At 64.8% G+C, this 13,088-nt stretch carries 14 protein-coding genes; all 14 read right to left on the bottom strand.

Annotated features, from left to right (window positions below; all coding sequences use genetic code 11):
- Positions 1-14: 14 nt before the first annotated feature.
- Positions 15-758 (bottom strand): GntR family transcriptional regulator, encoded by a 744-nt coding sequence (locus K7G82_RS06680; RefSeq protein WP_222989090.1) that lies wholly within the window; start codon positions 756-758, stop codon positions 15-17.
- A gap of 53 nt (positions 759-811) precedes the next feature.
- Positions 812-1,219, bottom strand: a complete 408-nt coding sequence (locus tag K7G82_RS06675) for a RidA family protein (RefSeq protein WP_222989089.1) — start codon at positions 1,217-1,219, stop codon at positions 812-814.
- A gap of 18 nt (positions 1,220-1,237) precedes the next feature.
- On the bottom strand, positions 1,238-2,110 hold the full coding sequence (locus tag K7G82_RS06670; protein WP_222989088.1) for a fumarylacetoacetate hydrolase family protein: 873 nt from the start codon (positions 2,108-2,110) through the stop codon (positions 1,238-1,240).
- Positions 2,107-3,300, bottom strand: coding sequence for an NAD(P)/FAD-dependent oxidoreductase (locus K7G82_RS06665; RefSeq protein ID WP_222989087.1), 1,194 nt, complete (start codon positions 3,298-3,300; stop codon positions 2,107-2,109). The genes K7G82_RS06670 and K7G82_RS06665 overlap by 4 nt, the downstream gene beginning before the upstream one ends.
- Positions 3,293-5,590 (bottom strand): TonB-dependent receptor, encoded by a 2,298-nt coding sequence (locus K7G82_RS06660; RefSeq protein WP_222989086.1) that lies wholly within the window; start codon positions 5,588-5,590, stop codon positions 3,293-3,295. The genes K7G82_RS06665 and K7G82_RS06660 overlap by 8 nt, the downstream gene beginning before the upstream one ends.
- 117 nt (positions 5,591-5,707) lie before the next feature.
- Positions 5,708-6,022, bottom strand: coding sequence for a non-heme iron oxygenase ferredoxin subunit (locus K7G82_RS06655; protein WP_246623436.1), 315 nt, complete (start codon positions 6,020-6,022; stop codon positions 5,708-5,710).
- A gap of 5 nt (positions 6,023-6,027) precedes the next feature.
- Positions 6,028-6,855, bottom strand: coding sequence for a DODA-type extradiol aromatic ring-opening family dioxygenase (locus tag K7G82_RS06650; RefSeq protein ID WP_222989084.1), 828 nt, complete (start codon positions 6,853-6,855; stop codon positions 6,028-6,030).
- A gap of 9 nt (positions 6,856-6,864) precedes the next feature.
- Positions 6,865-7,128, bottom strand: a complete 264-nt coding sequence (locus K7G82_RS06645) for a hypothetical protein (protein WP_222989083.1) — start codon at positions 7,126-7,128, stop codon at positions 6,865-6,867.
- A gap of 1 nt (position 7,129) precedes the next feature.
- Positions 7,130-7,948 carry an alpha/beta fold hydrolase gene (locus tag K7G82_RS06640; protein ID WP_246623363.1) on the bottom strand — a complete coding sequence of 273 codons (819 nt, stop codon included), beginning with the start codon at positions 7,946-7,948 and terminating at the stop codon, positions 7,130-7,132.
- Between the two features lie 5 nt (positions 7,949-7,953).
- The gene (locus tag K7G82_RS06635) at positions 7,954-9,132 is read right to left on the bottom strand and encodes a Rieske 2Fe-2S domain-containing protein (protein ID WP_222989082.1); all 1,179 of its coding nucleotides are present in this window, start codon (positions 9,130-9,132) and stop codon (positions 7,954-7,956) included.
- A 23-nt stretch (positions 9,133-9,155) separates the two neighbouring features.
- Positions 9,156-10,502, bottom strand: a complete 1,347-nt coding sequence (locus tag K7G82_RS06630; protein ID WP_222989081.1) for a metal-dependent hydrolase family protein — start codon at positions 10,500-10,502, stop codon at positions 9,156-9,158.
- Positions 10,499-11,344: an alpha/beta fold hydrolase gene (locus K7G82_RS06625; RefSeq protein ID WP_222989080.1), complete on the bottom strand. Its 846-nt coding sequence runs from the start codon at positions 11,342-11,344 to the stop codon at positions 10,499-10,501. Before K7G82_RS06625 ends, K7G82_RS06630 begins: the two co-directional genes overlap by 4 nt.
- Entirely contained in the window at positions 11,341-11,826 is a 486-nt protein-coding gene (locus K7G82_RS06620; RefSeq protein ID WP_222989079.1) for an aromatic-ring-hydroxylating dioxygenase subunit beta, read from the bottom strand. Before K7G82_RS06620 ends, K7G82_RS06625 begins: the two co-directional genes overlap by 4 nt.
- Complete coding sequence (locus K7G82_RS06615) at positions 11,820-13,070, bottom strand: Rieske 2Fe-2S domain-containing protein (RefSeq protein WP_222989078.1); 1,251 nt, start codon at positions 13,068-13,070, stop codon at positions 11,820-11,822. Before K7G82_RS06615 ends, K7G82_RS06620 begins: the two co-directional genes overlap by 7 nt.
- Positions 13,071-13,088 lie beyond the last annotated feature (18 nt).

Raw genomic sequence — 13,088 nt, 5'->3', positions numbered from 1 at the left:
AGGTACGATCCGCCTCAGTCCGATTTGAAGGAATCGAGGCCCCGCAATCGTTCCAGCTCACGCAGGCGCCGGTCGAACAATTGATCGGAATATTTGGCGCCGACACGAGCGCCCGAATTCTGCACATGGCTGCGCATCCGCGCCTCGGCCGCCGTCGCGTCACCCTTCGCGATCAATTCCAGGATATCGGCGTGATCGACCGACGACCGCGCCATCTCCTCGGGCTGGAGCAGCGGTTCGAACACCGCCTTATAGCCCGGGATCGCCAGCATGCGGATCTGGGTGGCAAGCAGTTCGCGATTGGCGAGAACGCCGATCTCGTCGTGGAAGCGCGTGTTCGCCGCGACAAAGACCTCGGGCGCGGAGGAATAGACGCCCGATCGCCATTTCTGCGCCTCTTCCTTCAGCGCCTTGCGTTTCGCGGCGTCCGTCACGTTGCGCGCGGCGAGCGCGGCGCCATAGCCTTCCAGCACGCCCCTGATCTCGAACATTTCCTGGAACTGCGCCTGATCGAGGCCCTTGACCGTCGGACTGCGATGCTTCTCGGCCTCCACCAGTCCTTCCGCGATCAGCCTGCGGATGGCCTCCCGGATCGGCCCGCGGCTGACGCCGTACAGCTTGGTGAGATCGGCCTCGACCAGGCGTTCGCCCGGCAGATACTCGCCATCCATGATCCGCTTGCGGAATATGTCCGCAAGCACATCGGCCACGGGCTTGTTCGGTGCTTGCGCTTTCAGGAAATCGGCAAGCGCGTTCATTTCAAACCTTTCATTCGAAATCACAAAATCCGTCGTTACAAAATCCGTCTACATTAAATGGCCGCAATAGTCTGCACCTCGACAAGAAATGGCTCCTGCACCAGCCGATCGACCATCAACAGGGTATTGGGCGGATAGATTCCGCTGGGGAACAGGCGTGGGAAGGCGCGCAGGCGATAGGACATGAAGCGCGGAATATCCTGCGAATGGACCAGATAGGTGGTGAACTGGACCACGTTCGCGAAACTGGCGCCGGCCGAAGCGAGCGCGGCCTCGATATTGGCGAACACCTGCACGCATTGCGCGTCGAAATCGCCCTCCCCGACGATTTCACCCGCCGGATTGGCGGACAGCATGCCCGCGATGAACAGGAACTCATTGGCGCGCACGCGCGTGACATGCGTATATTGGCCCAGCGGCGCGCCAAGCGTTTCGGGATTGTAGATCGCGATATCGGCCATGTCGGTTTCGCCTTTCGTTCAGTGGATGGGGTTTTCGAGCGTGCCGATCGGATCGATCCGCACGCTGACGATGTCGTTCGCCGCCAGGAATCGCGGCGGCGAGAAACCGATCCCCACACCCGCGGGCGTGCCGGTGGCGATCACGTCGCCGGGCAACAGGCTGATCCCCTGCGAGATCGCCGCGATCAGCGCCGGAATGTCGAAGATCAGATCGGAAACCGGCGCATCCTGGCGCAGCTCGCCATTGACATGGGTGATAACGCGCAAGCCGGCCGGATCGCCGATCTCGTCAGCCGTCACCAGCGTCGGACCCATCGGGCAGAATGTATCGAGTCCCTTGCCGAGCAGCCATTGCTTGTGCCGCTTCTGCGCACCGCGCGCCGTGATGTCGTTGACGATGGTGTAGCCGAACACATGGCTCATCGCGTCATGCGCGGCGATGGCACGTCCGCCACGGCCGATGACGACGGCAAGCTCGCCCTCATAATCGACCTGCCCATCCGGATCGAGCCAACCCAGCACCGGCGCGAACGGCCCCACGACGCTTGTGGTCGCCTTGGTGAAGATGATCGGCGCCTCGGGGATCTCGTCGCCGCCCTTCGCGCCGCCGTCGAAACCGCTTCCGCCGAACTCCAGCGCGTGCTCGCGATAATTCTTGCCCACGCAGAAGATGTTGCGGCGGGGTTCGGGGATTGGCGCGACGATCGGCGCGGCAGATGGCGCCAGCCGCGTGGCCGGATCGGACACAAGAGCGCGCACGCGGTCCAAGGCGTCGCCGGCGATCAGCGCGAGCACCGACGGTGCGAGTCCACCCAGATCGACGATTCGCCCGTCATCGCGCAGCGCACCGGGCCGCACAGCGCCATCCGCCACATAACTCACCAATTTCATGCCACACCCAATCCTGTCTGTTGGCCGATGATCTGATCGAAAGACGCCGCCTGACCGATCATGCGCGTCAGCTTCCGGCGCTCCCGCCCTGCGTTGAACAGCACCGCGCCGGCCAGGCGCCCGTCACGCACATGGAGATGGACGAAGCTTTCCGGGCCGAGAGAGACCTCGCGCACGTCGTCGCCATCCACGAAGGCGCCGACGAGCTGCACGTTCCAGCCCTGCTGATCGGTCCAGAACCAGGGAGCATCGTCCGCCGGCAGCGGCAGCCCCATGATCGACGATGCCGCCCTGGCGGCGCCGTGTTCGGCGTTCTGCCATGATTCGTGGCGCCCCGCGCCATGGCGCGCGACATCACCGATCGCATGGATCGCGGGATCCGATGTCCGCCCCCGCGCATCGACAAGCACGCCATCGGCGCAGGCGAGCCCCGCCGCCAGCGCGAGATCGTCCTGCGGCCGCGATCCGATTCCGACGATCACCAGATCGGCGGCCACGCGCTCCCCATCGGCGAGTTCGATATGCTCCACCCGCCCATCGCCGGTGATCGCCGCAATCTCCGCATCACACCGGATCCGGACATTCCGTTCCAGGTGGCGGGCGGCGATGCGCCCGGCGGCAAGCGGGGGAACGACGCGGGACAGGCAGCGCCCCGCGCGTTCGATCACCGTGACCGGCAATCCGCGCGCGCTGGCCAGCGACGCCACTTCGAGCCCGACAAAGCCGCCACCCACGATCGCGACGGAGCGCGCCGTCGCGAGCGACGCACCGATCCGTTCGGCATCCGCCGCCGTTCGCAGGCTGAATATCCCGGCCATGTCGGCGCCCGCGACCCGCAAGGCACGCGGCCGAACGCCGGTGGCGAGAATGAGCCGATCATATGGGATGGTCTCGCCGCTCCCGAGCGACACCGCCGATCCCGCGCGATCGATCGCGCATGCCGGATCGTCCAGGCGCAGTTCGATGCCCTGTTCCTCATAAAAGGCCGCGGGATTGACCGGCGCATCCTCGGCACGGGCATCGCCGGCCAGCACCACCTTCGACAAGGGTGGCCGCTCATAGGGCAGGCGGGCTTCATCGCCCAGGATCGTGATGGATCCCGCAAAGCCGAGACCACGCAGTTCCGACGCCGCCCGTCCGCCCGCCTGCCCAGCGCCGACGATGACGATCCGCTCGACGCGATCACTCATATCTGGCGGTCAGCGTTATGCCGTAGCTGGCGCGCGTTCCCCGCACCACGCCGTTCAGGCCGAAATCGGGCAGCGGCAGGATCTCGTTGTTGAAATGCCGGCCGGTGAAATTGCGCGCCCAGATCATGAGCCCGTAGCGCTCGTCGGGCGAACGGATCGCGATCCCGGCATTGTGGACCAGATATCGCGGCTGGGAGAGCGCGCGGCTGTTCTCGGCGGTGAAATATTGCAGGCTGTTATAGCTGAAGTCATAGCCGGGCACGATGTCGACACCGCCGACATGGATGGCATATTCGATCGATCCGCTGACGTTCCAGCGCGGCGCGGCGATCAACCGGTTGCCGGAAAGATCGCGGGCCTCGTTCACCGGGGTGGCCGGATCGTCCGCCACCGCGATGAAGCGCGTATATTTGGCGTCGAGATAGGCGCCGCTCAGCGCCAGCGTCAGATCGGGAACCGGCTTCGCCTGGATCTCGAATTCGAGGCCGCGCACCCGCGCCGCGCCCGCGTTGGAATAGCGCGACGTCGGGATGCCGGTGGTCGGATCGGGAACGAACTGGAAGACCTGAAGGTCGGAGAAGCTGTTCTGGAATGCCGACAGATTGATCCGCAGCCGCCGATCGAGCACCGTCGTCTTCAGACCGAGCTCATAGGCGTCCACATGCTCGGGATCGGCCGAGTTCACATCGTCGGGATTGAAGAATGGCGAGGCGTTGTAGACGCCGCTCTTGAACCCGCGATTATAGGATGCGTAGATCAGCGTCGCCGGCGTCACCTGATAATTGATGACGGCGTTGCCGGTGACGCCTTCCCAGTTCCTGCGCCGCGCCACGTCGATCAACGCGGGAATGCCGATCGCTTCGGCGGCATCGGCGGTGGTGACATAGTCGAGCGTCTTGCGATCACGCGTGTAGCGCAGGCCGGCGGTGAGCTTCAGCGTGTCGCTGAACCGGTAGCTCGCGGATCCGAAAGCCGCGATGCTGCGCGTGCGCTGGGTATAGAATTGACCAAGATCGATCGGCGCGTGCGAGTCGCTGAGGTCGGGCTGCGCGCCGAACAGTTCGCGGGCGAAGCGGCCGATGTCGAAATGGTTCGAGGCGCGGATGCGATCGCGGTAGAAATAACCGCCAACGATCCAGCTCAGCCGCTGTTCGGGATCGGATTCCAGCCGCAATTCCTGCGATGCCTGCCAATCCTTGTCGGAATAGATCACGTTCACATAATTGAGCGGAGACGCGTCCGAATCGAACCGGGTATAGGCGCTGACGCGCTGATATCCGGTGATGCTGTGCAGCGTGAACCCGCCGCCGAGATCGATCCTGCCCGCCAGCGATCCGCCGTGCGAATTGATCCGGTCGGTTTCCGGCAGATCCCATGAGCCGTCATAGAAACCGCCCGGTTCCTCATAGGGCGAAGCCACGCCGATGATCGGCAGTACATCGTCAGGAAACAGGCCGTTGTCGACGCGCTGGAAATGATAGCGGACCCCGTCGCCGCGATGCCGCCCGCCGAACAGGCTGAGCGTCCATTCATGGCCATCCGGCGCCCAGCGGATGATGCCGCGGCCACCCATCGTCCGGTAATCGCGGATGCGCTTGCCGTCGAACAGATTGACGCCGTCGCCGTCGCTGCGGCGATACACGCCCGACAATCTGATGCTGAGCGTGTCGCTCAGCCCCGTCTGGACGCCGGCTTCCGCCTCGAGCTGATCGAACCGCCCATAGGTCAGCGTACCGTTGGCGCGCGTCGAGCCATCGGGCTTGCGCGTGAAGAAATTGATCGCGCCGCCCGTGGTGTTGCGGCCGTACAGCGTGCCCTGCGGCCCGCGCAGCACCTCGATCCGGTCGAGATCGAAGATCTGGAAAAGCTGGTTCGACTGAAGCCCCTGATAGACCTCGTCGACATAGAAGCCGACGGCCGCCGATGCCGTCGCGTTGAAATCGGACGTGCCGATGCCGCGCAGGAAGACATTGGGCTTGGTCTGCCCGTTGGATGACTTGATCTGCAATCCCGGCGTCTGCTGGGTCAGGCTCTTGGCATCGGAAAAGCCGTAGCGCGCGATCTGGTCGCTGCCGAAGGCGGTTACCGCAGCGGGAACCCGCTGCAGCGGTTCGGCCCGTTTCTGCGCGGTGACGACGATCTCCGCAAGTTCGCCATCGCGCGGAGCGGCATCCGCCTGCGACGACTGATCCGCCGTCACGTCCTGCGCGATCGCGGCCGAGGGCGGAAATGCGACGATCGAGGCGCTGCTGACGAGCAGGCCGAAAACCAATGAACGACGATGTTTCATTGTCAGTCCCCCAATCCAAATGGGCGGCCGCCCGAGTCTCGGGCTTGCGGCACATTTGTTTCAATGATTGGTCCTGCGTTTTACGTCAACCAATAATTGTAGGACGATTATCGTGGATCACATTTTTCCGGCGACCAGCACGTCGCCATCGCGCTCGACAAGCGCATAGACATTGATGGGAATGGTGCAGGGCCGCTCGGTCGGCATACCCGTCGCAACATCGAAGCCGCCGCCGTGAAAGGGACAGAAGACCTGGCCATCCGCCACTTCGCCCTCGCTCAGCGACGCCATGCCATGCGAGCACATATCCGCGAACAGGTGCAGGCGCCCGCCACTGCGGCACAGCGCCAGCGGCTCATATCCAGGCACGGAAACGCGGCGGATTTCGCCTTCCTGAAGATCGTCGGCCTTGCCAATCCGCACCAGATCCATGTCGCTCAACACATGCCCCCCTCGTTCACGAACAGTTCGACGCCACCCATGCCGGTGATCCATTCGGGCACCGCCTCATAATAGACGCGCTCACCGCCCGAACCGCCCGCGGCGCCCGCCATCACCAGCCAGTTCATCACCTCAAGCCCGCCATTGCCGCCCTCGCTCACGATCCGGGCCTCGTCCCAGGCCGTCAGGTCGTCAGGCCTGCCGGAGGTGAGGGCATCGAGCACGGCGGCATCGAAATCGGGATTGATGCGCCCCATCTGCTCGACGCCCAGCCAGTGGGAAAGCCCGCCGGTGCCGATCACGACGACCCGCAGATCCGGCGGCGTCGCCTGCTCGACATAGTCGCGCAGCGCGACGCCCAGCCGCCACGCCTCCGCGAAGGCCGGCGGCGGGGTGCGGCCGGTATTCGATATCAGGGGGACGATGGGGATCGACCGCGTCTTGTCCGCCATCAGCGCCGGAATGACCACGCCATGATCGGGCCGATATCCGTCGAGCAGCTTCACGTCGACATGCTGCCGCCCGGCATGCGCCGCCAGCCCCCGCGCGAACCCGGAATCCCCCGGAAAGGAATCCCGCGGCAATTGCATGTCGCCGAACGGCACATGGATCGCGGCCGGCGAGACGGCGAAGCCCGCGGCTTCATCCGCATGGTAATTGTAGAAATGATCCGAGGAGACGATGACGAGGAGATCGGGCCGCAACGCGCGCGCGCGGCGCCCGATCTCCTTCATCCCCGCGAAGACGCGTTCACCCGCGTCCCCGCCGGTGCCACGCTTCATCAGGATATGCGCCGTACCGAATGCGCCGACGATGCTGCCCATCGTAAATCCTCAGTCGAGATGGTCAAGATAGTCGCGGAAGCTGATCTGATCGGCCACCTGCGGATTGCGCGCGAGCGAATAGGGCATCTGCACCAGCGGATGCATGCCGAGCTCCGCGAGCGCCGGAAACGATCCGTCGAGCAGCAGCCGCTTCTCCTCCTCGCTCAACGCGGAGGCTTCGAGCACGCCCGCGGGATCGCTGGCGAAGGCCGCGCGCAGATCCGGTTCCTGCCACAGGCGATGCGCGAAATCATGAAAGGCGCCGCGCCTCATTTCAGCCCTGCCCCGCGAAGCGCCGCACCAGGCCGGTGAAGATCTCCGGGAACTCGATCATCGGCCAATGCCCGCAGCGCGGCAGGATCGCCCCCCAGGATTGGGGAATGAGGTCGAGAAAGCGATAGGCATTGGCCACCGGCACCACGCCATCGTCCTTGCCCGCCATCACCAATGTCGGCACCGTCACCGCCGCGATCCGCGCTTCGGGAATCTCCAGTCCGTGATTGGCCTTTTGCCAGGCCACGATGCGATCATATGCGCGGCGGGTGTCCGGCTCTGTCGAGAGGTTCAGCCGATAGTCGACCATGCCGTCTGGCGCCCTGAAATCAGGACCGGTCAGCGCGTCCACGATGCGCGCCATGCCTTCCGCGCTATAGTCATATTCGATGATGGCGCGGAGCTGGGGCGACGGCGGCACCGGCAGGCCGGCGCTGCCCATCAGCACCAACCCGGAAACCAGATCGGGCCGATCGACCGAAACGCCCAATGCGGTGAGCCCGCCCATCGAATTGCCGACAAGCATCGCCGGGCCGATATCGAGCGCCTCCAGCCATGCGATGATATGCGCTTCTCGCCCCGGCTGCGAATATTCGTAATCCACGCCGCCCGGCTTGGCCGAACGGCCGAATCCCACCATGTCGGGCGCGAGCACCCGATGATGGGCCGCGAGCATCGGGATCAGGTTGGCCCAGTTGCCTTCCGCATCGGCGCCCGCGCCGCCGCCATGGATCAGGACGATCGGCGATCCTTCGCCAGCTTCGAGATAATGGGTGTCGAGCCCCCCGGCATCGACATGCCTGTGCTGAAACATCATCATTCCGGTCAGTTCCTTATGTCGGCGGGGCGCTGCACGCCGCGATTGCGTCTGGCGGCCAGTCGGCGGAACGCGACGATATTCTCATCGGCTTCGAACAGGGCCTCATCGATCCATTGCCGGTCGTCGGCATAGCCCTCCTCGGCCGCCTCGCGCGCCCAGATGTCGGGGCCGTTGAACTCCTCCAGCGCATAATAGGCCCAGCGATTGTTGAATTCGCGGGTAAAGGCGCGCTCCTCCTCCGGCGTCGTGGCCCGGGTGCCGAGCGTCTGGACATACAGATGGCGCGTGTCGTCGATCGGCACGTAGAATTCGAACTGGGTCGTCGTCGGCGACGGCCAGGGATCGACCTTGAGCGCGCACGGCATCCACATCGAGATCGTGCTCGGCACCAGATTCTTGCCCGTGATGTCGGACGGCACCGTCAACACGGTCTCGCCCTCCACCCGGCCTTCGAATGCCGGGACGACGTGCGGGCCGTAGGTTTCGATCACGCCGACCGGGCCGTCCTCCGGATCGGATATCTCGAAGCTCTTGGTCTGCGACGGCGCGAAGCCGAGCGGCAGGACCATGTTGCCTTCCTGGATCAGCCTGGATTCGCGATGGATATAGATATGCGTGGTGTCGAAGCCGTTCTCGACGCCGTGCCGCCAGTTGGATGCCACCACCTGATGCCGCGCGATGACGAAATTATCGTCGTCGAGGAAGCCGGGCGGGACGTCGTCGGCAAGCGGCGGGACGTTGCCTTCCCGATCGCCCATGAACACGAAGACAAGGCCCTTGGCTTCGCGCACCGGATAAGCGCGCACGCCGCGATTGCCGTCGACGATCCGCGTATCGGGGGCCGCGATCACATCGGTCAGCCGGCCGTCGGACCAGCGATAGGTATAGCCGTGATACCAGCAGGTGATCGTCGCCTTGGTATGGCATTCCGGCTTTCTGGAGAATTTCACGCCGCGATGCAGGCAGCGATCGCGGATGCAGAAAACCTCGCCGTCGATCCGGTTGAGCAGCAGATTCTCCCCGCACAGCATCGCCGTGACGGGGCGCCCCTCCTCCACCTCGCTCGACAGCAGGATCGGATACCAGTGGTTGCGGAAGCCCAGCTTCGCCTCGACATAGTCGCGCCACCCGCGCACCTTGTCGAGAATCGCGGGGTCGACCAGTTCGTCAGCGCTGTGCAGCATGATCCTGTCCCATCCTCTTTTGTTTATGCGGCGACGCGGGCGCGCGCCGCGAGAGTGTCACGCGTGTAGACTTCGTTCCACATGGCGTAGGAAAATTCGGTCGGCAGCCGTTTCCGCGCGGCATTGGGCGCCAGGTCCACGGCTTCGCCGCCCTGATAGACGGCCACGATATTCGACCGATCGAGCAGCGCGCCGAAGTCCGCGAACGGATCGCGCCGCACGACCAGCAGATCGGCATGGCTGCCGGCGCCGATCCGCCCGACATCGCCGCCGTCTCGCGTGAACCAGGCGTTGTTCGTCGTCGCCTGGGCCAGCACTTCGGCATTGGAAAAACCGATATAATCGACATGGTTCTGCAGTTCGCGCGCATGCCATTCGCCATAGGGCGTCACGGCGAAGCCCGCTTCGCTGCCGACCAGGAAGCGCACGCCCGCTTTCCGGGCCTTTTCCAGGTTGCGCGAGGCGGCTTCGAGTTCGCGCTTATGGGCATCGACCAGCGCGGGATGGCTCGGATCGGTCGGTTGGGTGAACTCGATATTGTTGACGAGCAGGCTGAGCGTCGGACAGATCGCCGCACCGCTCCTGACCACCGCGTCCAGCGCCTCGTCATCCATATAGGATGCGTGGAAGATCAGATCGACGCCCGCGCGCGCGGCGTGGAGCACGCCTTCCGATCCGCGCGCATGGACGACGACCTTGCGGCCCAGGCGATGCGCTTCCTCGACAAGCGCATCCACTTCCTGCTGACGGAACGCGCAGGCGAGTTTGACCGAGGAGGGATTCATCGAATCCCCGTCCATCGCGAGCTTGATGAAATCGACGCCGTCCTTCACCTGCGCGCGGATCGCGTCGATCCCCTCGTCGATGGTGCGGACGATCTGGCCGATCGAGGTTTCGGGCACGCCGATCCAGGTCGGATACCAGTCGACCAGCCCTTGCCGGGTGCTGATGTTGCGCCCGGACGTGGTGACGCGCGGACCACCGAACAGCCGCGCATCGACGGCGTCGCGGATCGCGAGGCTGACACGCCCCGACGTGGTGGGATCGCATATCGAGGTATAGCCGGCGCGCTGGATGCGCTGCGCCGCCTCCATGCCGCGAAGCGCGCGGAACTCGAGGCTGGCGAACAGATCGATATCCTCCTCCGTCCGTGCCTCGCCATAGGAAAGATGGACATGGACGTCGATCAGGCCGGGCATGACGAACGCGTCGTCATGGTCGATGATCGATGCGTCCTCCACCGTCGGTTCCTGATCGCGCGGCCCCGTCCAGATCACCCGCCCATTGTCCATCAGCAGCGACTGACGGGACGCGGGCGCCGCCTCTCCCCCCGCGTAAAGCGTTCCGCACCGGATCAGTGTGAGCGTCATAGTCCGTCCTTTCCGAAGAGGCCGATGGCGGCCGCGACCAGCGCGTCGGGCCGCTCCATCGCGACCGAATGACTGCAGTTCGACAACAGCAGCGCATCGCCGCGCGCGAGCCTGGGCAATAATGCCAGCGTGTTGGGTTCGGCCGGGAAGGCGCGATCCTGAAGGCCGTGCAGCATCATGACCGGAACCGCGATCCGGGCGAGATCCGCATCCGTGACGCGCGCCGCGGCGATGAAGCGATCGAACGGACCGGCGAACATCGCGTCGAAATAATCGGCATATCCGGGCGCGCCGATGACGGCCATGCGCTGATCGAGATAGGTGTCGGTGATCAGGCGCTCGTCCGCGATCAATGTTCGCCCCGCCGCGCGCATGGCGTCGCGCGAACGCGGGCATCGCCACACATGATCGAGATGTGGGTTGACCGGCATGTCGCCACCCATCGTGCCCGTCGCCAGAACCCCGGCGACGCGCCCGTCACGCGCCGCGAGGCGCAACGCCAGCGCGCCGGACAGCGAATGGCCGATCACCCCCACCGCCTCGCCCGGCAGCAAGGCGAGCGCCCATTGCGCCTGGCGCAGCCACAAATCGGTGTCGAAGAACGGCGGCGCGGGCCTGCGCCCCGATTCCCCGAAGCCGATCAGATCGATCGCGAGAACACGGAAATGCGCCGTCAGCCGGTCAAGCACCGGCCGCCAGTTGCCGACGCTCGACGCGCCGGGTCCGGACCCGTGCAGCATCAGCAGTGAGGGACCGGAACCACCTTCCCACGCATTGACGGCCATATCCTCGAACCGCAGCAGGCGGCGCTCGAGACTGGTGAAGGGGTTCGCGGCCGTCATAGCGGCAACGCGATCAGATTCTGGACACCGAAGGTATCGACGATCGCGCAGCGCTCGCGAAAGCGCGGTCCGTCCGGCGTCGCCGTGATCACGTCGCGATAGCCGCCAACGGCGAACAGGCGCGTCACGCCTTCCTCCGTCGTCTGGTAGATCGCGAAATTCGACCGCGCCTCCACCTGGCCCGCGCCATCGGCGGACAGGCGGATGTCCGAGATCATGTGGCGGGTATAGACCGGCTCGAACGTCAGGGCGTCGCGCAGCGCGGTGACGCGATCGCGCATCATCCCCCGGCTGTAATAATAGACCAGCGGCGCCGGCAGGCCGAGTTCGACATTCTCGCGGGAGAGCACGCGGTAGATGCCGTCGTCGACGAACAGATCGGGCCATTGGTCGATCCGTCCCTCGTCAAGGCACAGCGAATGTTCGGCGAGCAGCGCCAGCACCGCTTCGCGATCGAATGGCGTGGGGAGCGGGTTCAGCATGGCGCGACGTCCCATCCCATCGCCCCGACATAGCGTTTCCAGAAACCGCGCAATGCGACTTCGGTCGCCAGCGTATCCGCGTCACCGATCTCGCCGCGCCCGCCCATCTCGACGATCGAGCAATCCTCGTCGCTCCGGCGGTCGGTGCCGATCTGGACGAGGCGCCCAGCCTCACCGTCCTCCAGCGAGATATAGCCGGCCGGTCCGACGAAATTGGACTGGCGCAACTTGCCTTCGGTGGCGGTCTCATCCTCGTCGGCGAAGCCGAAATAGGTCCAGTAGAGTTCGAATTCCTTCAGCCCCTTGGGGCGAACGTGGCGGACCTGGAAGGTGTTGGCGACCTGCCCCAGCATCAGATTGGGGAAGATCGTCATGATCATGTTGGTTACCCGGTCGTCATAGTCGGGCGCGACGTCGAACATCGATGCGTCGGCCAGGCGATAATCGGCGCGATATTTGTCGATCCCGCTATACGCCTCGTTCACATCGGACTGCCGCTCCCCGATATCGGCGGTCCGCAGCACGCTGTGGCCGTTGGTCTCGTCCATGAAGACGCGACCGGACATGGTCGGCCGATAGATGCCGAAGGTCACGTGAAAGAGATGGAGGAGCCCCGCGTGATAGGGGTCCTTCACATTCTCCAGATAGAGTTTCCAATTGGCCGGGATGCGCTGGCGATAATAGCCGAGTATCTTGATCGGCCGGTCGAAGATCCGGTCGATCTCAGGCGTGATGCGCGGGCCGATATAGTCGGCGAGCGGCGCGACATCGTCGGAGAAGGTGCCGAACCACAGCCCCTTGTAGCTGTCTACGCGCAGGCGCTTGAGCCCGTGGCGATCGCGATCGAATTCCGGGCCCATGCCGCCCTTGCCCTTCACGCCGCGTTGCTGCGGCACGCCGATCAGCCGCCCCTCCAGATCGAAGCACCATTGGTGATAGGCGCAGGTGTGCGACAGGCTGTTGCCGCGCAGGTTGCGTACCAGTTGCGCGCCGCGATGCGCGCAACTGTTGACGAAGGCGGCGACCCCGCCCTCCTCGGTCCGCGTCACGAAGACCTGCGTCTCGCCGACATAGGACATCACATAGTCGCCCGCGGCCGGCAGTTCGATGTCGAGGCAGAGATAGCTCCAGAACGGCCCCTTGAAGAGGCGCTCGGCTTCGCGCGCATGCACCTTCTCGTCGCGGAAGACGCGATAGGGAACCCGCGTGAAATCGGCGCTCGGCCACTCAAACGAACTGTTCATCACCACCTGATCACTCTT

It is taken from the genome of Sphingomonas colocasiae (assembly GCF_019880585.1).
Lineage (GTDB): Bacteria > Pseudomonadota > Alphaproteobacteria > Sphingomonadales > Sphingomonadaceae > Sphingobium_A > Sphingobium_A colocasiae.
The sequence above is the reverse complement of the archived record's forward strand: the minus strand, read 5'-3'. Positions and strand labels throughout refer to the sequence as shown.

Bases quoted from the DNA above. Each gene is read 5' to 3' on its own strand.
- K7G82_RS06660 (WP_222989086.1), bottom strand. From the start codon at position 5,590: ATGAAACATCGTCGTTCATTGGTTTTCGGCCTGCTCGTCAGCAGCGCC.
- K7G82_RS06650 (WP_222989084.1), bottom strand. From the start codon at position 6,855: ATGGGCAGCATCGTCGGCGCATTCGGTACGGCGCATATCCTGATGAAG.
- K7G82_RS06640 (WP_246623363.1), bottom strand. From the start codon at position 7,948: ATGATGATGTTTCAGCACAGGCATGTCGATGCCGGGGGGCTCGACACC.
- K7G82_RS06670 (WP_222989088.1), bottom strand. From the start codon at position 2,110: ATGAAATTGGTGAGTTATGTGGCGGATGGCGCTGTGCGGCCCGGTGCG.
- K7G82_RS06635 (WP_222989082.1), bottom strand. From the start codon at position 9,132: ATGCTGCACAGCGCTGACGAACTGGTCGACCCCGCGATTCTCGACAAG.
- K7G82_RS06680 (WP_222989090.1), bottom strand. From the start codon at position 758: ATGAACGCGCTTGCCGATTTCCTGAAAGCGCAAGCACCGAACAAGCCC.
- K7G82_RS06675 (WP_222989089.1), bottom strand. From the start codon at position 1,219: ATGGCCGATATCGCGATCTACAATCCCGAAACGCTTGGCGCGCCGCTG.
- K7G82_RS06655 (WP_246623436.1), bottom strand. From the start codon at position 6,022: ATGGATCTGGTGCGGATTGGCAAGGCCGACGATCTTCAGGAAGGCGAA.
- K7G82_RS06665 (WP_222989087.1), bottom strand. From the start codon at position 3,300: ATGAGTGATCGCGTCGAGCGGATCGTCATCGTCGGCGCTGGGCAGGCG.
- K7G82_RS06645 (WP_222989083.1), bottom strand. From the start codon at position 7,128: ATGAGGCGCGGCGCCTTTCATGATTTCGCGCATCGCCTGTGGCAGGAA.
- K7G82_RS06620 (WP_222989079.1), bottom strand. From the start codon at position 11,826: ATGCTGAACCCGCTCCCCACGCCATTCGATCGCGAAGCGGTGCTGGCG.
- K7G82_RS06615 (WP_222989078.1), bottom strand. From the start codon at position 13,070: ATGAACAGTTCGTTTGAGTGGCCGAGCGCCGATTTCACGCGGGTTCCC.
- K7G82_RS06625 (WP_222989080.1), bottom strand. From the start codon at position 11,344: ATGACGGCCGCGAACCCCTTCACCAGTCTCGAGCGCCGCCTGCTGCGG.
- K7G82_RS06630 (WP_222989081.1), bottom strand. From the start codon at position 10,502: ATGACGCTCACACTGATCCGGTGCGGAACGCTTTACGCGGGGGGAGAG.